The sequence below is a fragment of the Diaphorobacter aerolatus genome (genome assembly GCF_014489535.1).
GTDB classification, from domain to species: domain Bacteria; phylum Pseudomonadota; class Gammaproteobacteria; order Burkholderiales; family Burkholderiaceae_C; genus Diaphorobacter_A; species Diaphorobacter_A aerolatus.
Genome location: NZ_CP060783.1, coordinates 3,462,730 through 3,480,670 on the forward strand (window position 1 = coordinate 3,462,730; position 17,941 = coordinate 3,480,670).

The following is a 17,941-nucleotide window of genomic DNA, read 5'->3' on the forward strand; positions in this document are numbered from 1 at the left end:
GACAGACAAACCCACAAGGAATCTCCCGATGCCATCCATTGCCGAACGCCAACTGCGCATTGCCCTGCTCATCGACGCCGACAACGCGCCCGCCGAGAAGATCGACGAAATCCTGACCGAGTTGTCCACGCTCGGCGAGATCAGCGTGCGGCGCGCGTATGGCAACTGGACCAAGTCGGGGCTGCATGGATGGCAGGCCCGGTTGCTGGAGTTTGCGATTCTGCCGATGCAGCAGTTCGACTATTCGCGCCAGAAGAATGCCACCGACATGGCCATGACCGTGGACGCGATGGAACTGCTCTACAACGACAAGCCGGACGCGTTCGGCATCGTCTCGTCCGACGCGGATTTCACGCCACTGGTCATGCACTTGCGCTCCAAGGGCGCGGCGGTCTACGGCTTCGGCGCGCAGCAGACGCCCAAGCCGTTCGTGAATGCGTGCTCGCGTTTTCTGTATCTCGAATCGCTGGTGAGCGACGAGGCGGCCGTCGTCGTGGTCGATACGGAAGCGGCACAGGATGCGGGCGCGCACACTCCGGCACCGGTCATCGGCAACGGTGAGACTGCCGCAGCCACCCCGCCCGCGCCAGCCGTGCGCCTGCGTGTTCCCGGCCCGCAACTGCGGCAGGACACGCGCCTCATGACCATGCTGCGCAATGCGGTGCAGGCATCCCAGGATGAGTCGGGCTGGGCCAAGGTGGGCGCGGTCGGCCAGCAGATCGGCAACAAGACCTCGTTCGACTCGCGTAACTACGGTTATTCGACGCTCACCAAGCTGCTCACCGCGACCCAGGCCTTCGAGTTGCGTGACGAGGGAACCTCGCGGGTTTCCGTGCGCGACAAGCGTGCGGCTCACGGCAACGGGAACGTCGCAACCATGGTATGACCGGGCTGCGTCCGGCCTGCGCAGAGGTGCCCGGCACCAGCGCATCATTCGCCGCAATCGATTGGCGGCGACCCTGGCTTCGGACCCTCGCGCCCGTGGGCATGCAGGCCGCGCAGCGCGTGATCGGCGGCGACAGCGTGGCGCAGGCGCTGAATCGTGCGCCGCTCCCGTCACGGGTGGAGTTCGTATCGCAGCAGGCGCTGCCGCCCGATACGGCTTATGAGCAATTCGTCTTCGACACCCGGACGGTGCCCACGCGCGACAATCTCCACGATTTTTTCAATGGCCTGATCTGGCTGCACTACCCGCAGACCAAACGCCTGTTCAACCAATGGCAGGCCCACGAGATCGCTGCGCAAGGCATAGGCGCGGTGCGTGGATCGCTGCGCGACGCCGTCACGCTGTTTGACGAAAACGGAGCGCTGCTGTGGGCACCCGCTCCTTTGCGCGAGGCCCTCAAAAATCGGGAGTGGCGTCGCTTGGGCGAGGAACTGCGACCTCTGTGGCAGCAGTCCCGTCTTGTGCCGGTGGGCCATGCGCTGCTCGAAAAACTGGTGCAGCCGCGCAAGTCGATCACCGCGCACGTGCATTTCGTGGACGGCGACGAACCCGGCCTGGACTTCGGCGCGGACGCCACCATGGCGGCGCGCTTTGATGCTGCCGAGTTCGCGATGAAGCCTTTCAATCCCCTGCCAGTTCTAGGAGTCCCCGGCTGGTGGCGCGAGAACGAGAACGTTTGCTTCTATGATGACCCCGAAGTCTTTCGCAGCGGCCCAAGAAAAACATCCCAACAGGATTCCGCTGCCGGCACCCGTTGAAATGGGCGCAGCCAGTCCCATATACCGCGTTGCAGCCAGCAGCGTGATCGGCACGGTGCGGCTTCCTGCTACTACCAAGCTTTCACAACCACTGACTATTTGCAGTCGCCCCCGTTATCCCTTCGTGGAGAACCCTGACGATGAAACGAATTGCCCTGTTTTTATTGACCAACATTGCCGTCGTGGTGGTGTTGGGCATTGTCGCCAACCTGCTTGGCGTCAACCGCTATCTGACCGCCAATGGACTGAATCTCGGCGCGCTGCTCGGCTTCGCGTTCGTCATCGGCATGGGTGGCGCGTTCATTTCGCTGCTGATGAGCAAGCCCATGGCCAAGATGAGCATGGGCGTGAAGATCATCAACCAGCCTGCCAACGCCGATGAGGCGTGGATCGTGGACACCGTGCGCAAGTTTGCCGACAAGGCCGGCATCCAGATGCCCGAGGTCGGCATCTATCAGGGTGAGCCCAATGCGTTCGCGACCGGTGCGTTCAAGAACTCCGCGCTCGTGGCGGTCTCCAGCGGTCTGCTGCAAGGCATGACGCGCGAAGAGGTCGAGGCCGTCATCGGCCATGAGGTGGCGCACGTCGCCAACGGCGACATGGTCACGATGGCGCTGATCCAGGGCGTGATGAACACCTTCGTCGTGTTCCTCTCGCGCGTGATCGGCTACGCCATCGACAGCTTTCTGCGCCGCAACGACGACAACAACTCGGGTCCGGGCATCGGCTACATGATCAGCACGGTGGTGCTCGACATGCTCTTCGGCGTGCTCGCCTCGATCATCGTCGCGTGGTTCAGTCGCCAGCGTGAGTTCCGCGCAGACGCGGGCGCCGCGCATCTCATGGGCCGCAAGCAGCCGATGATCAGCGCGCTGTATCGTCTGGGCGGCATGCACCCCGGCGTGCTGCCGCAAACCATGCAGGCGATGGGCATCACCGGCAACATCGGCAAGCTGTTCAGCTCGCACCCCCGATCGAGGAGCGCGTCGCCGCGCTACAGAGAGCTCAATAATCGAGGGCCGGGATATTCCGGTCCTTGTAAATAAAAAAGGCCGCGATGAATATCGCGGCCTTTTTTATTTTGTTTTTTGAACTGCAATTGAGCGCCGATGAATATATCAAGTGAATATGTTCATGGTTGAATATTCTGTGCGCGTTTGGAATAACGGGGTGATTTGCTTTGGATTATTGCGAAAACCGGAAAAACAAACATAAACTCGCTATGAACGCCATTATTTTGAATGGTTCTTAAAGCTATTTAATCAAAGGGGATATTATGAAGACCAATACCGCAGGCTCCTTGCTGATCGGAGTTCTGGCGCTGGTGTGCGGCGCTGCCAACGCGTTCGATGGAACCATTACCGTCCACGGCAACATCACTGCCAACGCCTGTGCCATCAAGGTCAACAACGGAACGGCCGACGGAGTGGTCACGCTTCCGACGATCTCTTCTGCGGCCCTGTCGCAGGCCGGGAAGACGGCCGGTCAGACTCCGTTCAGCATTTCATTGAGCGGCTGCACGGGTGCAACGTTGAACAATGCGCGCACTTATTTCGAATTCGGATCGATGGTTGACGCGGCAACCGGGCGGCTGAACACTGCAGCCGGGGCGGGCACGGCAGAAAATGTGCAGATCGAGTTGTTGAATGCCGATCTGGCGCCGATCCGGGCCGGGGCCGTGATTCAAAACGATACCCCGGTCAGCATCGCTTCGGGCGCCGGAGTCATGAACTATTCGGCGCGCTATTTCGCGACGAATGCGGTGGTGCCGGGAACGGTTTCCACCTTCGTCAACTACACCGTCGTGTACGACTGAAGGCACTGCGGAATCGGGTGAGGCGAAACCCCGGCGCGGCGCGTCGGCGGACAGATCATGAAAAGCAAATCGTGGCTTGCAGCATCGTGTCTGCTGATGATGATGGCTTGCGCAGATGCTGCGCTGCTGGTTGGCGGCACGCGCGTCATCTTCGATCAGCAGCATGCGCAAGCCACCGTGCAGATCAGCAATTCGGGCCAGCGGCCACTGCTTGCGCAAATGTGGATTGATCGCGGCAACGAAGGTGCCCGGCTTGACGAAATCGACGTGCCCTTTGCCATCACGCCGACCGTCGTACGCCTGGAGCCCGGAAAAGGCCAGACCGTTCGTGTCCTGCAGATCGCAAACGGAATGCCGGCTGATCGCGAATCGCTGTTCTGGTTCAATGCGCTCGAAGTACCGCCTCGGGCGGAACAGGCCCACGGCGGACAGATCATGGAGTTCGCATTGAGAACGCGCATGAAGCTGTTCTACCGGCCGAGGGCCTGCGAATGACTCCGGCACAGGCCTACGAGCGGCTGCATTTCCGGATCGAGCCGCACGCGCTCCCGGCAGAGTTGGCTGTTCGCGTGAACAACCCTTCGCCGTATTTCGTGACCCTGAGTTCGCTCGTGCTGCGTGCTTCCGGTGCACCGCCGGTGCCTGTTGCCAGCTTGCGTCGTCAGCAGGAACGCATGATTGCGCCATGGAGCGACGCCGTTTTGATTCTGGATTTGTTGTCGGCGTCACGCCCCGACCTGCGGAGCCTGGAACTTGTCTATAGCGTGGTGAATGACCACGGCGGTGAGAGCCGTGGAGAACGCATTGATGTCAGCCTGGGTCTGCCTTGAGAGTCCTTCATACCCATCAGATCTCGACCGGGTCCGCATCGCAGAATTTTCACGACATGTCTTGTTGATGGCGGGGCTTCTGATGTGCGTGCCTGGCCATGGCGAAGAGCTTGCGGCGGCGATTGAGTTCAATCCCGCGATGTTGCGCTCGCCGGTCGACACGCGGGTGTTCGCGCGCGGCAATCCGACCCCTGAGGGCAGGTTCGAATCGGACCTGTATGTCAACAAGCTTTGGAAGGGGCGTGCCCGGATTGAACTGCAAAAGCCCGCAGGTTCCCCGAATGCGATTGCCTGCTTCGACGCGCCATTGCTCGACCTGCTCGGATTCGATTCGAACAACCATTCGCTGCGTTCCGGCGAGCTTCGCTGCGAGGCACTTTCGTCCCTCGTCGAAGGGGCGAGAGCCGACTACGATGCTTCCGCGTTTCGCCTCGACGTGACCGCCGCGCAAGCCTTGCTGCGCAGAACCCTGGATGCGCCGGTCGATCCTTCGCTCTGGGATCGCGGCGTGACGGCGGCGACGCTGCAGTATGCGTACAACGGCTTCAGCACCGGTTCCGCGTTGGCAAGCCGCACCCACAGTCAGTATCTGTCGCTGCGTGGAGGCTTCAATTGGCAGGACTGGCGCCTGCGCCTGAATGGCGCGCTGGCGTCGGATGCGCAGAACGGCTTCCAATACCGGCATTCGCAAACCTATCTGCAGCGCAGCCTGGTCGATTGGCGCAGCTCCTTGACCATTGGCGATGCGGTGACGGATGGACGGGTGTTTGAGAGCATCGGATTTCGCGGAATCCGGCTGTCGTCGGACGATCGCATGTTTGCCGATTCCCGGCGCGGATTTGCGCCGGTGATCCGAGGCATCGCCAACAGCAATGCGCGCGTGCGCGTGGTCCAGCGTGGCATTCCGATCCACGAGATCACCGTGCCTGCCGGGGCGTTCGTGATCGATGATCTGTATCCCACGGGTTCGGGTGGCGATTTGCAGGTGACGGTGACCGAGGCCGATGGCACCGAGCGCAGCTTCAGCGTGCCGTTTTCCAACGTGATCGAATTGGTGCGCCCGGGCGCAACGCGCTATGAATTGACCGTGGGGCGCTTTCGCAACCCAGCGTCGTCGAGTGAACCGTACCTGCTGCAAGGCAACTGGCGCAGAGGCTTTTCAAACTGGTTGACGGGCTACACCGGCCTTTTTCTCGCAGACGGCTATGCGGCCGCAGCCGTTGGCAGTGCGATGAACACGCCCGTCGGCGCGGTGTCGGCAGATGCGACGCTGGCGCGCAGCGAGACCGGCGGCGGTGCGCGCCATCTTGGACACAGCCTGCGCGCAAGCTACTCGCGCATGCTCTCCAGCACGAACACGCAATTGTCGCTGGCCGCATACCGTTATTCGAGTCGCGGTTTCTACAGCGCCTCGGAAGCATTTTTGATGCGCGATGCGCTCGACTCGTGTCGGTGGCTGCCGGGCGTGCCCGTCGATGCCCGCAAGCACCGCTACCAATTGAGCATTTCGCAGCCGCTGCCCGATGCTTGGGGCGTCATCAACCTGACCGCAACCGGCCAGAAATACTGGCATCGCAGCGGCTCGGAAAACGAATTTCAATTGAGCTACGCGCGGCAGTTTGGGCAGATCGGTGTGAGCTTCAATCTGGGTCGTGCCCGCAGGCTCGACACCGGCACCACGGAAAACCGGGGGATGCTGTCGGTATCGATTCCGCTCGACGGCATCGGCGCTTCACGCGCATCTGGTGGCGCGGGCCTGCCGACCTACCGCGCGGGCTTGAGTACCGCGGGCGGCTCGCCAGCACTCGATCAGTCCCTGTCGGGAACACTGGGTGAAACCCGGCAGTACAGCTACAGCGCATTCACCTCCACCGCGCCTTCCGCAGGTTCCGGAAGAACCACAACGAGCTGGGGCGGCTCCGGCGCATGGTCAACGCCGTATGCCGTGATGAACGGCAGCTTTTCACGTTCCAGCGAATACTCTCAATACAGCGCGGGCATTGCCGGGGCGCTGGTCGCCTATTCGGGCGGCGTGGTGCTTGCGCCGGCACTGGGCGACACGGCGGCCATTGTCACGGCCGAACATGCAGGCGGGGCGCGTATTTCCAACTACAGCGGGCTGCGGCTTGACGGCAATGGACAGGCCGTCGTGGCCAGCCTTTCGCCATTCAGGCGCAATGCGGTGGAGATCGACACCCAGGGGTTGTCCACCGACGTCGGGCTCAGGTCCGGCAACCAGAACGTCGTTCCCACGGCCGGTGCGGTGGTGGTGCTTAAGTTCGATACGGAGGTGGGCTACTCGGTATTGCTCAACGCCAGCCTCGAAGATGGCTCCCGCCTGCCATTTGGCGCCCAGATTCTCGATGCGACCGGTGCCAGCGTGGGCTTCATGGGACAGGCTGGAAAGGCCCTGGTACGTGTGTCCGCGTTGAGCGGCGCGTTGACGATATCCTGGGGCGAGGATGCCCACCACCAATGTGTTCTCGAATACTGGGTAGCGCAAGAAATCGAGCCCGATCCCATGGGCTACCGACGCGTCGAAGGCCGTTGCATGGGGCCAGGGAAAGCGAGGCAGTCATGAACGGGATGGCACGGTGCGTTGTGTGGGTCGGTGCCTTGTCTGCCTTGCTTGCAACGACGCAGGCGCGCGCGGATGGGACCTGGGCAGACTGCGTGCGGGTGGGGCAACGCTCTACCAATTCATCGACGCCGCCACCGTCAACCTGAGTCGTGACATCGCGGTGGGCGAGCCGCATGGCCCTGGCTGCAATCCAGCAATCCACTGGCGTGGCGATGCACGCCGCGGACCACACAGCTCAACGTGGTCTACCAAACCGGCGTCCAGGCCTATTCTCCATATACGCGGCTTTCGCAGATCGCCTACGACGGAGATACCTACGGTGTGTACGCGACCAACAATCTGAACGTCGGCTACATCGCGCGCTGGCGGTACTCGATAGCAGGTCAGCCGACCGAATGGACACCGCTGACAGATGCCGCTGGAGTCTACAAAACGCCGCTGCTTGTCTCCCTGAGCCATGGCGCTGCGACAGCTTACGACGTGGGTATCGAAACGCAGATAAAGCTGGTGCGCCGTAACGAGGACACGATTCCCTCCGGGAACTCGCTGTTTGCGTTCGACCCGCTGTATGCAAGGCCGATGCAGACCAGCGCCGGTGCGACGTTCTACAGCGCGAATTACCGCGTCACGCAGGTTCGTGCCGCAACCGTGATCGTGTTGAAGGGCGGCACCTGCACCACGCCTGACGTGACGGTGAATCTGCCCGACGTGCGCGCAAGCCAGTTTTCGGGCGTGGGCCGCACGGCAGCGCGCAAGGACTTTGAATTGAAGTTTGAAAATTGCCCGTTGGGCTTTGGCGGAATCAACTACAGCTTTTCGCCAACCACCTCGGTGCTGGACGCGGCCAACGGGGTGGTCGCGCTGAGTGGGGCGTCCACTGCATCGGGCGTGGGTGTGCAGTTCATGCACTCGCAGAACGAGCCCTTGCAGTTCGGCAAGGCTTATCAGTTGGGTGAATACAGCCCATGGTGGGCGGGAGCTACGCCATCCCGATGTCGGCGGGGCTGTACCAGACCGGCGCCAGCGTGGAGCCCGGAACGGCAAGCAGTGCGATTACCTTCCGGTTGAACTACCGCTGACATGATGCGGCAATATCTGCGGGAAGCAGCATTCTGCATGGCGGCAGGCCTCGCGTTCCAGCCGGCCGCGAACGGCGCTACCTATGTGAATATGACGCGCGTCGTCATATCGGAAAAAGCGGGAGAAGCGGTCCCGCAGTTGAATAATGCTGGAAGGCAGCCGATTCTTTTTCAGCTCTGGATCGACAAGGGCGATGCCAGCGTCGCGCCTGAAACGCTCGATGTGCCGTTCGTTGTGGACCATCCGGTGTTCAGGCTCGACGCGGGCAAATCCAAAGGCGTGCGGATCATTGTCGATCCTGCGCAGTCCCGCCTGCCGCATGATCGCGAATCGCTTTTCTGGCTGAACGTATTGGAAGTCCCCGCGCGTTCCGCTGCGAACGAGAACAACAGGGTCCAGTGGGCGTTCCATTCACGCATGAAGCTGATTTACCGACCTCGTATCCTGGAAAACGGCTTGGGCGAAGCGCTGGAGCGTTTGAAGTTCCAAGTGCAATGCGCCGCCAGCGAGGCGACGTTGCGGGTCGTGAATCCCAGCGCATACCATCACACGCTGCTGAACGTTCGTTTGCAGGGCGAGGCGGGAGATCTCGTGAGTGCGGACGTGCCTCACGATGTATTGCGTCCAGACGAAGCCATCTCCCTGGCACTGCCGGAGTGGAAGCAGGCGCCCCCACCAGGGGCACGGTGCAATTTGCGTACATCAACGACTTTGGCGCGGTGATGCAGGCGCGAGGAAGTTTTGAGGCGTCGGATTGCCGTTGAGGATTCTCTCCCCTCTCTGCGGGAAACGCGTTGTCAATGCACGCTGCGCCAGGTCAGCAGCCGGAATGGCAGCAGCAGGCACAGCCCGACCGCGAGCTTGACGCCGAGGTCTCCGAGTGCCCACGTGACCCATGGATCGCTTCCGCCCGCGAACGCGATGCTCCAAAACACAAAGGTGTCGAGAATCGCCGCGAGCACGGTGGCGATCAGCGGTGCCTTCCACCAGTGGCCGCGGCGCAGCCGATGAAACACGCTGATGTCGAAGAGCTGCGAAAGAATGAAGGCCGTGCCCGAGGCCAGCGCAATGCGCGGCGGCGCCAGCAGCAGTGACGCCACCACGGCCACGGCAAACCCCGCCCAGGCCACACGTCGCGCGGGTTCGGGGCCATATCCGCGATTGATCAGGTCACTCACCAGATACGCCACGGGATAGGACAGCGCGCCCCAGGTCAACCAGTCGTTGATCGGGTATTGCACCAGAATGTTGGAAGCCAGCACCACCACCGCCATGGCGGCAATGCCCGCAAACATGCGGCCCGCGCCTGGTCGGGCGAAGGCGGGTGCCTGCCCTGGTTCGGTTGCGGGCGTGGTGCGCAGGGTGGAGGAGTCCGGAAGCATGCGCATATTGTCCGTTGCTTTGGGGGCCCGCACGGGCTGGAGCCCTGCGCGCGGCAGGGGTGCCGATCTGGCACCTCGGCACATTCAATGCCCCGGGCTTGTGTGAGCAGGCTCTAAACGCAATTGTGGAATTTCCTGCTGGGGAAAACCAGAGGTTCAGCATTTTGCAATAGCCCGTTCCGCGCCGCGAGAAACACAATGGGCATATTCGACAAGGAGGCTGCTTCCATGGCTGCGAACGTTCCCGATCAAGAAACCGATTTACCGCTTTCGGGCGTCCGCGTGCTGGATCTCTCGCGTGTCTTTGCCGGACCGCTGTGTGGCCAGGTGCTGGCCGACTACGGGGCCGAGGTCATCAAGGTCGAGCATCCCGCGCGCGGCGACGACACGCGCGACTGGGGTCGGCGCATCGGCAAGACCGAGACCACCTACTACAACAGCATGAACCGCAACAAGCGCTCGATCACGCTGGATCTGCAGACGCCCGAGGCGATCCGCATCGTGCACGATCTGCTGCCCAAGTGCGACGTCGTGATCCACAACTTCAAGTCGGGCGGAGCCGAAAAGCTCGGGCTCGGCTATGAGCAGCTCAAGGCCATCCGGCCAGATCTGATCTACGTGGCGGTCGCGGGATATGACAGCAGCGGGCCCGAGGCGAGGCGCCCCGGATACGACCTCGTCATTCAGGGCGAGGCGGGACTCATGGCGCTCAATGGCGAGAAGGAGCAACCGCCGCTCAAGTTCGGTGTCGCCGTGGTCGATCTGATGACCGGCATGACGGCGGCGCAGGCCGTGCTGGCCGCGCTGTTCAGCCGCGAGCGCACGGGCCGGGGGCGGCTCATCGAGATGGCGCTGTATGACTGCGGCGTGATGATCACGGGCTACTACGGACTGGACGCGCTGGATTTGGGGCATGACCCGGAGCGCTACGGCAACGCGCATCCGTCCATCGTGCCGTATGGCATGTACGAATCGGCCGACGGACCGCTCATCATCACGGTGGGCAACAACGCGCAGTTCGACAAGTTCTGCCGCGTGGTGCTGGAGCGCCCCGACATCGTCGAGGACGAGCGCTTTTCCAACAATGTGAATCGCGCGAAGAATCGCCTCGCGCTCACGCCCATGCTCAGGGAGCTGATCCGCTCGCACAAGCGCGACGTGCTGCTTGACCGGCTGGCGCGCGCGGGCATTCCGTGCGGCAAGGTGCTTGGCTTGCACGAGGCGCTTGCCAGCGAACGCACGCGGCGCAGCGGGCTGGTGCGCGACATGCCGCATCCGCTGGCCGGAACCACGCCGGTGTTCGCGCCGCCGGTGCGCATGGACGGCCAGCGCCTGCCGATCCGCCATGCGCCGCCGACGCTCGGCGAGGGCACGCGCGAGTTGCTGCACGACCTGCTGGCGCTGAGCGACGAACAGCTTGCGGCCTTGCGTGACAAAGGCGTGCTGACGCTGCCCGAGTGATCTGCTGCGAGTGTTCCCGTGTTCCGGTTTGATGTCGCTGCCGCCTTGAGCAGCATTCTGAAGGAGACGAGCGTATGACCCAATCCCTGCAGATGATCCATCGCCGCACCTTGCTTCAAGGCGCGGCGGCCCTCGCCGGTTCCCAACTGTTGGCGGGCGCGCACGCGCAGGCCGCCAAAGATCACTGGCCGAGCAAGCCGATCAAGCTCATCGTGCCCTACAACGCGGGCGGTGCCACGGACATCCTGGCGCGTGCGTTCGGCGAAGGACTTTCCAAGCGGGTCGGGCAACCGGTGATCGTTGACAACCGGCCCGGTGCCTCGGGCATCGTCGGCACGGATGCCGTGGCGAAGGCCGCGCCCGACGGGCATACCCTGCTGATGTCGCTCAGCTCGTCGATGCTGGTCAACCAGTTTCTGTTCAGCAAGCTGCCGTACAACCCGCTCAAGGACATCACGCTGATCACGCAGGTCAGCACCGCGCCGGTCGTGCTCGCGGTTCATCCGTCGCTGCCGGTGAAGAACATGAAGGAACTGCTCGCGTATGCAAAGGCGCATCCGTCCAAGCTGAGCTACGGCTCCTACGGCGTCGGGTCGTATGCGCATCTGGCGGGCGCCTACATCAGCAAGATCACGAACTCGGACATGAATCACGCGGCCTACAAGGGCGAGAGTCAGGCGATTCAGGAACTGATCAGCGGACAGTACCAGTTCGGTTTCCTGAGCGCGCAGAACGTCAAGCCGCACACCGACACCGGACGCATCAAGGCCATCGGCGTGACGGGTCGCCAACGCATGGTGGTGATGCCGGACGTGCCGACGATCTACGAGCAGGGCGTGCAGGACGATGCATTCTCGCTGGTCGGCTGGATCGCGATGGGCGGACCCGCAGGGCTGCCCAAGGAGATCATCACGCAGCTTTATGCGCACCTGCTCGAGGTGTCCAAGGATCCCAAGGTGCAGGAGCGCATCACGGGTGCGGGCTTTGCGCCGATGATGAGCACGCCGGAACAATTCCGCGAAGGCTATCTGCGCGACGTGCCGGTGTGGAAGGCGCTGGTGGAGACCGCGGGCGCGAAGCTCGATTGAAGCGGAAAGGCAGGAATGATGAAGACGCGCATCACCGAACTCTTTGGCATCGAGCATCCGGTCATTCAGGGCGGCATGCACTACGTGGGACTGGCCGAGCTGGCCTCGGCCGTGTCCAATGCGGGCGCGCTTGGCATCATCACCGGCCTCACGCAGCGCACGCCCGAACGGCTGGCCAACGAGATCGCGCGTTGCAGGGACATGACGGACAAGCCCTTCGGCGTGAACCTGAGCTTTCTGCCTGCGGTGAACCCACCGGACTATGCGGGCTACATCCGCGCGATCATCGACGGCGGCGTGAAGATCGTCGAGACCGCTGGCAACAACCCGCAGAAATGGTTGCCGATGATGAAGGATGCGGGGATCAAGGTGATCCACAAATGCACCTCGGTACGCCACGCGCTCAAGGCCGAGTCCATCGGCTGCGATGCCATCAGCGTCGATGGTTTCGAGTGTGGCGGCCATCCCGGCGAGGATGACGTGCCCAACTTCATCCTGCTGCCACGCGCCGCAGAGGAACTGACGATTCCCTTCGTCGCATCGGGCGGCATGGCGGACGGGCGCTCGCTTGTGGCGGCGCTCGCGCTCGGCGCGGACGGCATGAACATGGGCACGCGCTTCATGGCGACGAAGGAGGCCCCGATCCACGACAACGTGAAGCAGGCCATCGTCGGAGCCAGCGAACTCGACACGCGCATCATCATGCGGCCGCTGCGCAATACCGAGCGCGTGTTCGCGAACGCCGCCACCGACGAGGTCCTGCGCAAGGAGCGCGAACTCGGGGCGGGCATCCGCTTCGAGGACATCGCTGCGGAGCTTGCGGGTGCCTATCCGCGCATCATGCAGCAGGGCGACATGCAAAGCGGCGTCTGGTCGTGCGGCATGGTGGTCGGGCTGATCCACGACGTGCCCACAGTGAAGCAGCTCATCGACAGCATCATGGGCGAGGCCCATGCCATCATCGAAAAGCGGTTGGCCGGACTGGCCGCCGCGCCCTGAATAGCGAGGCGTTTTCCAGAGTCATGACATCTCCCAACCCGATTGCCGCAGCGCGTTTTCGCACCGTATCTGATCTCGTGCGCGAGCACGCACGGGCGCAGCCCGACAACCCGGCCTTGCAGGACGAGACGCAGTCACTGAGCTACGCGCAGCTCGATGCGCTGGTGGACCGCATTGCCGCATCGCTACAGCGCGACGGCATACGCCACGGCGACGTGGTGGCCATCTGCGGATTGAACTCCGCGCGCCATGCGGCGGTGTTTCTCGGCGTGCTGCGCGCGGGCGCGGCCGTCGCACCGCTGGCACCCTCGTCGACGAGCGAGACGCTGGCATCGATGCTGCGTGACTGCGGGGCGAGCCTGTGGTTTGCCGATGCGGCCGCCGACGTGTCTGCGCTCGATTCGAGCCTGCCCTGCGTGTCGCTCGACGGCGTTGCTCCGGGCAAGACGTTCGAGCCCTGGCTCGCCGAGCCGGGCAGCGTGCCGCAGCCGGTGGACGTGACGCCGGACGATGCATTCAACATCATCTATTCGTCGGGCACCACCGGCACGCCCAAGGGCATCGTGCAATCGCATGCCATGCGCTGGGCGCACATCCAGCGCGGGGCGGCCAATGATTACGGGCCGCAGTCGGTCACCTTGCTGGCAACCCCGCTGTATTCCAACACCACACTGGTGATCTTCGTGCCCTCGCTCGCCTATGGCGGTTCGGTGCTGCTCATGCGGAAGTTCGATGCGGCGCGCTATCTGAAACTCGCCGAGCAGCATCGCGTCACGCATGCGATCCTCGTGCCGGTGCAGTACCAGCGCATCATGGCGCTCGCGGATTTCGACGCGCACGATCTCTCGTCGTTTCAATACAAGTTCAGCACCAGCGCGCCGTTTCGCGCCGAACTCAAGGCCGACGTGCTCGCGCGCTGGCCCGGCAGGCTCATCGAGTACTACGGCATGACCGAGGGCGGCGGCACCTGCATTCTCGATGCGCACCTGCACTCCGACAAGCTGCACACGGTGGGCCGACCCGCAGCCAACAGCGATGTCCGGCTGATCGACGAATCGGGCAACGAGGTCGCGGCCGGCGAGATCGGCGAAGTCGTGGGCCACTCCACGGGCATGATGAAGGGCTATCACGGCCATCCCGAAAAGACGCGCGAGGCCGAATGGTTTGATCGCGAGGGCAAGCGCTTCATCCGCACGGGCGACGTCGGGCGTTTCGATGAGGACGGTTTTCTCACGCTGCTTGACCGCCGCAAGGACATGATCATCAGCGGCGGCTTCAACATCTATCCGAGCGACCTCGAAGCGCAACTGCGCGCGCACCCCGCCGTCGAGGACGTCGCCGTGGTGGGAGTCGCTTCCGAGCAATGGGGCGAGACACCTGTCGCATTCGTCGTGCAGCGGCGCGGCACGCCGGAAACCGCGAATGAACTCAAGGACTGGTTCAATCAGCGCGCCGGAAAAACCCAGCGCCTCGCCGATCTGATTCTGGTGAACGAACTGCCACGCAGCGCCATCGGCAAGGTGCTCAAGCGCGAGCTGCGCGATGGCTATGCGTCGTTGCCGCCAGCGTCGTCATCGTCATCGCCCAGGCCCAGGATCTGACGCGCCACGCCCTCACCGACCTTGATGCCGTCCACTCCCGCCGACAGAATGCCGCCTGCGTAGCCCGCACCTTCGCCTGCCGGATAGAGGCCGCGCGTGTTCAGGCTCTGGAAGTTTTTCTTGCGTCCCATGCGCAGCGGCGCCGAGGTGCGCGTTTCCACACCCGTCATCAGCGCGTCAGCCATGTCGTAGCCACGGATCTTTCGGCCAAATGCGGGCAGCGCCTCGCGCATCGCTTCGGTGGCGAACGCGGGCAGGATCCTGTCGATGCTGCTCAGGTGCACACCCGGCTTGTACGAGGGCTGAACCGAGCCGAACGTCGCCGAATCGCGCCGCGCGAGAAAGTCGCCGACGAGCTGACCCGGCGCGCTGTAGTCGCTGCCGCCGACCACGTAGGCAGTCGATTCCAGTTGGCGCTGCAGCACGATGCCCGCGAGCGGGTGGGTCTGGCCTGTGGGCAGGTTTTCAACGCCGTAGGTCTTGCCCAGATAGCGGATGAATTCGGCGGGATCGCGCGAGAAATCCTGCTCGTTCACGGCCACCACCATGCCGGCATTGGCATTGCGTTCGGCACGCGAGTATTGGCTCATGCCATTGGTCACCACGCGCCCGGGCTCGCTCGTCGCGGCCACCACGGTTCCGCCCGGGCACATGCAGAACGAATACACCGCGCGGCCATTGCTCGCGTGGTGCACCAGCTTGTAGTCGGCAGCGCCGAGCAGCGGATGGCCGGCATGCTTGCCCCAGCGCGCGCGGTCGATCACGCTTTGCGGATGCTCGATGCGCACGCCAATCGAGAACGGCTTGGCCTCCATCGCCACGCCGCGTTCGTAGAGCATGGCAAACGTGTCGCGCGAGCTGTGACCAAGCGCCATGACGATCTGCGTGGCGGCCAGGAAATGTTCCGCACCGGACGCGAGATCGACCACCGTCAGGCCGGTGACATTGCGCTCGCCCGCGGCGTTCGTCTGCACCTGCACATCGCTCACGCGTTGTTCGAACCGCACCTCGCCACCGAGCGCGATGATCTGCTCACGCAGCGTCTCGACCACCTTCACGAGCTTGAAGGTGCCGATGTGCGGATGCGCGGTGTACAGGATTTCGGCAGGCGCGCCGGCCCGCACGAATTCCTCCATCACCTTACGGCCCAGATGGCGCGGGTCCTTGATCTGGCTGTAGAGCTTGCCGTCCGAGAACGTGCCTGCGCCGCCTTCGCCGAACTGCACGTTCGATTCCGGAGTCAGCACGCGCTTGCGCCACAGTCCCCAGGTGTCCCTGGTGCGCTCGCGCACCTCGCGGCCACGTTCGAGCACGATGGGCCTGAAACCCATCTGCGCGAGCACCAGCGCCGCGAAGATGCCGCACGGCCCGAAACCGATCACGACCGGTCGCTCCCGCAGATCGGCGGGCGCGCGCCCGACCGGCTTCCACGACATGTCGGGCGTGGCGTTGAGGTGGGGATTGTTCTCGTTCTTCGCGAGCAGCGCGGTTTCGATTGCTTCGTCCGCGAGCGTCACGTCGACGATGTAGACCGCCATCAGATCGACCTTGCGCGCATCGAAGCTGCGCTTGTGCACGTGCAGTGCGGTGATGGCGTGGTCATCGATGCCCAGCGTTTGCGCGATCTGCGCGCGCAACGCGGCGTCGGGGTGGGAGTCGGCGTCGAATTCGCCGGCGGGAAGCGCCGACAGCGGCAGCTTGATTTCCGAGATGCGGATCATCGTGTGGACTGGCCCGTGGTGATCGGGCGGAGCTTGTGGATGGGGGACGTGATGATAGCCGAGCGCGCGGCGCATCCCTGCCCGGTCAGAGCACGGGCGACATCATGCCGACGATGTTCTGGCCAAGGCGCCGATGAAACGGCCATGCCTTGGCGGCGTCGAGCGCCACGGGTTGGCACACGGCGAGATAGTCCGCCTGTCTTTGCCGGATCGCGGCCACCGTCTGGCGGTCGGCGATCAGCAGGTTGTTTTCGTAGTTCAGCTCCAGGCTGCGGCGGTCGATGTTGGCGGAACCCACGAGCGCAATCTCGCCGTCTATCGTCATCGACTTGGTGTGCAGCAGGCCGAGCGGAAATTCCTGCACGCTCACGCCACTTTGCAGCAGATCCAGATAGGTGCTGTGGCACGCGGCGTCGACCAGCCACGAATCATTGCGCGCCGGAAAGATGATCGTGGTCTTGACGCCGCGCCGCGGTGCGGCGCAGAGCGCGCGCAGAATCGATTCGTCGGGCACGAAGTAGGGCGTGGTGATCACCAGTTCCTTGCGCGCCGCGTACATGCAGGCCACGAACATGTCCGACATCGAATTGCCCTTGGACGTTGGCCCGGTCTCGAAGACCTGCGCCACGCAGCCGGGCTCGAAGCGCTCGATCGGCAAGCGCGCGGGCAGATGCTCGAGATCTTCCTCGCCATCCTCGGGAATCCAGCCGCTCAGGAACAGGTACTGCGTCTGCCTTGCAATCGGGCCTTCGCAGCGCGTCAACAGGTCGATCCACGGCGCGAAGCGGGGCTTGACCCGAAAGTCCGGCGACGCGAAATTCTGGCTGCCGCAGTAGCTGATGCGGTTGTCGATCACGACGATCTTGCGGTGGTCGCGCAGATCGACGCGGCTGAACGCCATGTGACGCAGGCGCGAGATGTCGTTGAGCGTGGAGTGCAGGCGCACCCCTGCGGCCTGCATCTGCTTCCACGTGGGGCTGTCCACGAACGCGCGCGAGCCTAGTGAATCCACCATCACGCGGCACTGCACGCCGCGCCGCGCGGCAGTTGCAACGGCGGACGCGAGACGGCACCCGACGTCGTCTTCGAGCCAGATGTAGACGGCGATGTGTACGCTCTCGCGTGCCTGCTCGATGTCTCCGACCAGTGTGTCAATGGCGGCGAGCGAATTGCGCCGGGGCTCGGTCACCGGCGCGTCGGGGTCGCCAAGCAAGGTGATGCGATTGCCGTCCGTGACGTGAAATCCGTTGATCGAATGCGCCAGATCGAACAGCGAGGCGGCCTTGGGATCGGCGGCCTGCGGGCGAAAGTCCACGTCGGGCGGCCGACCCATGTTTGCCTCGGTCTTTCGCAGGCGCGCGATGCGCGCATGGCCGATGCTGGTCTCGCCGAGCAGAAAGTAGCCGAACATGCCCACGATCGGAACCAGCATGATCACGGCGATCCACGCAAGGCGCGAGGCCGGCGTGCGGTTGGGCCGGGTGAGCGCGCGCAGCGCCACCAGCAAATGGGCAATGAAGAGCGATGCGGCCCAGGCAAGACTCAGTGCGTGATCGATATTGCTTGGCACGATGCGTTGTGAAGGATGATGTTTTTTTGATCCTAACCGAGTTCTCCGAACCGTTCACGAGCGCAAAAAAGCGCCGACACGTTGCCGTGTCGGCGCTGAGAGTCTCGA

The 17,941-nt window shown here is 63.5% G+C and carries 15 protein-coding genes and 1 pseudogene; 13 read left to right on the forward strand and 3 right to left on the reverse strand.

The annotated features are described in order from the left end of the window. Positions 1-28: 28 nt before the first annotated feature. The 9 genes and pseudogenes from H9K75_RS16095 (at position 29) to H9K75_RS16135 (ending at position 8,734) form a co-directional block, all read left to right on the forward strand. The gene (locus H9K75_RS16095; protein WP_187723381.1) at positions 29-886 is read left to right on the forward strand and encodes an NYN domain-containing protein; all 858 of its coding nucleotides are present in this window, start codon (positions 29-31) and stop codon (positions 884-886) included. Beyond that, on the forward strand, positions 883-1,704 hold the full coding sequence (locus H9K75_RS16100; RefSeq protein WP_187723382.1) for a DUF3025 domain-containing protein: 822 nt from the start codon (positions 883-885) through the stop codon (positions 1,702-1,704). The genes H9K75_RS16095 and H9K75_RS16100 overlap by 4 nt, the downstream gene beginning before the upstream one ends. A gap of 140 nt (positions 1,705-1,844) precedes the next feature. Next, positions 1,845-2,716: pseudogene (gene htpX / locus H9K75_RS16105) on the forward strand (protease HtpX). Positions 2,717-3,028: 312 nt separating this feature from the next. Continuing rightward, on the forward strand, positions 3,029-3,520 hold the full coding sequence (locus tag H9K75_RS16110; protein ID WP_226858265.1) for a fimbrial protein: 492 nt from the start codon (positions 3,029-3,031) through the stop codon (positions 3,518-3,520). Between the two features lie 57 nt (positions 3,521-3,577). Next, complete coding sequence (locus H9K75_RS16115; protein WP_187723384.1) at positions 3,578-4,015, forward strand: fimbrial biogenesis chaperone; 438 nt, start codon at positions 3,578-3,580, stop codon at positions 4,013-4,015. Beyond that, entirely contained in the window at positions 4,012-4,350 is a 339-nt protein-coding gene (locus H9K75_RS16120; RefSeq protein ID WP_187723385.1) for a fimbrial biogenesis chaperone, read from the forward strand. The genes H9K75_RS16115 and H9K75_RS16120 overlap by 4 nt, the downstream gene beginning before the upstream one ends. A gap of 67 nt (positions 4,351-4,417) precedes the next feature. Continuing rightward, positions 4,418-6,931 carry a fimbria/pilus outer membrane usher protein gene (locus H9K75_RS16125; protein WP_187723386.1) on the forward strand — a complete coding sequence of 838 codons (2,514 nt, stop codon included), beginning with the start codon at positions 4,418-4,420 and terminating at the stop codon, positions 6,929-6,931. Between the two features lie 240 nt (positions 6,932-7,171). Continuing rightward, entirely contained in the window at positions 7,172-7,999 is an 828-nt protein-coding gene (locus tag H9K75_RS16130; RefSeq protein WP_187723387.1) for a fimbrial protein, read from the forward strand. Between the two features lie 15 nt (positions 8,000-8,014). After that, complete coding sequence (locus H9K75_RS16135) at positions 8,015-8,734, forward strand: fimbrial biogenesis chaperone (RefSeq protein WP_187723388.1); 720 nt, start codon at positions 8,015-8,017, stop codon at positions 8,732-8,734. Positions 8,735-8,808: 74 nt separating this feature from the next. On the opposite strand, the gene H9K75_RS16140 is transcribed toward H9K75_RS16135, so the two are convergent. After that, positions 8,809-9,306: a queuosine precursor transporter gene (locus H9K75_RS16140; RefSeq protein ID WP_187726070.1), complete on the reverse strand. Its 498-nt coding sequence runs from the start codon at positions 9,304-9,306 to the stop codon at positions 8,809-8,811. Between the two features lie 315 nt (positions 9,307-9,621). On the opposite strand from H9K75_RS16140, the gene H9K75_RS16145 reads away from it, so the two are divergent. The 4 genes from H9K75_RS16145 to H9K75_RS16160 all read left to right on the forward strand — a co-directional run bounded on the left by H9K75_RS16145 (position 9,622) and on the right by H9K75_RS16160 (position 14,542). Beyond that, on the forward strand, positions 9,622-10,854 hold the full coding sequence (locus tag H9K75_RS16145; RefSeq protein ID WP_187723389.1) for a CaiB/BaiF CoA transferase family protein: 1,233 nt from the start codon (positions 9,622-9,624) through the stop codon (positions 10,852-10,854). Between the two features lie 74 nt (positions 10,855-10,928). Further along, a complete protein-coding gene (locus tag H9K75_RS16150; protein ID WP_187723390.1) occupies positions 10,929-11,942 on the forward strand; it encodes a Bug family tripartite tricarboxylate transporter substrate binding protein in 1,014 nt (337 codons plus the stop codon). Between the two features lie 18 nt (positions 11,943-11,960). After that, the gene (locus tag H9K75_RS16155) at positions 11,961-12,941 is read left to right on the forward strand and encodes an NAD(P)H-dependent flavin oxidoreductase (RefSeq protein WP_187723391.1); all 981 of its coding nucleotides are present in this window, start codon (positions 11,961-11,963) and stop codon (positions 12,939-12,941) included. A gap of 23 nt (positions 12,942-12,964) precedes the next feature. Beyond that, entirely contained in the window at positions 12,965-14,542 is a 1,578-nt protein-coding gene (locus H9K75_RS16160) for a class I adenylate-forming enzyme family protein (protein ID WP_187723392.1), read from the forward strand. On the opposite strand, the gene H9K75_RS16165 is transcribed toward H9K75_RS16160, so the two are convergent. Further along, complete coding sequence (locus H9K75_RS16165) at positions 14,488-16,263, reverse strand: NAD(P)/FAD-dependent oxidoreductase (protein ID WP_187723393.1); 1,776 nt, start codon at positions 16,261-16,263, stop codon at positions 14,488-14,490. The genes H9K75_RS16160 and H9K75_RS16165 overlap by 55 nt on opposite strands. 85 nt (positions 16,264-16,348) lie before the next feature. Beyond that, positions 16,349-17,833: a cardiolipin synthase gene (cls, locus tag H9K75_RS16170; protein WP_226858267.1), complete on the reverse strand. Its 1,485-nt coding sequence runs from the start codon at positions 17,831-17,833 to the stop codon at positions 16,349-16,351. Positions 17,834-17,941: the final 108 nt, after the last annotated feature.

Excerpts from the sequence above, each read along its gene's own strand:
- H9K75_RS16095 (WP_187723381.1), top strand. The coding sequence starts at position 29 with ATGCCATCCATTGCCGAACGCCAACTGCGCATTGCCCTGCTCATCGAC.
- H9K75_RS16145 (WP_187723389.1), top strand. The coding sequence starts at position 9,622 with ATGGCTGCGAACGTTCCCGATCAAGAAACCGATTTACCGCTTTCGGGC.
- H9K75_RS16160 (WP_187723392.1), top strand. The coding sequence starts at position 12,965 with ATGACATCTCCCAACCCGATTGCCGCAGCGCGTTTTCGCACCGTATCT.
- H9K75_RS16120 (WP_187723385.1), top strand. The coding sequence starts at position 4,012 with ATGACTCCGGCACAGGCCTACGAGCGGCTGCATTTCCGGATCGAGCCG.
- H9K75_RS16125 (WP_187723386.1), top strand. The coding sequence starts at position 4,418 with ATGGCGGGGCTTCTGATGTGCGTGCCTGGCCATGGCGAAGAGCTTGCG.
- H9K75_RS16140 (WP_187726070.1), bottom strand. The coding sequence starts at position 9,306 with ATGTTTGCGGGCATTGCCGCCATGGCGGTGGTGGTGCTGGCTTCCAAC.
- H9K75_RS16135 (WP_187723388.1), top strand. The coding sequence starts at position 8,015 with ATGCGGCAATATCTGCGGGAAGCAGCATTCTGCATGGCGGCAGGCCTC.
- H9K75_RS16150 (WP_187723390.1), top strand. The coding sequence starts at position 10,929 with ATGACCCAATCCCTGCAGATGATCCATCGCCGCACCTTGCTTCAAGGC.
- H9K75_RS16165 (WP_187723393.1), bottom strand. The coding sequence starts at position 16,263 with ATGATCCGCATCTCGGAAATCAAGCTGCCGCTGTCGGCGCTTCCCGCC.
- H9K75_RS16115 (WP_187723384.1), top strand. The coding sequence starts at position 3,578 with ATGAAAAGCAAATCGTGGCTTGCAGCATCGTGTCTGCTGATGATGATG.
- H9K75_RS16155 (WP_187723391.1), top strand. The coding sequence starts at position 11,961 with ATGAAGACGCGCATCACCGAACTCTTTGGCATCGAGCATCCGGTCATT.
- H9K75_RS16100 (WP_187723382.1), top strand. The coding sequence starts at position 883 with ATGACCGGGCTGCGTCCGGCCTGCGCAGAGGTGCCCGGCACCAGCGCA.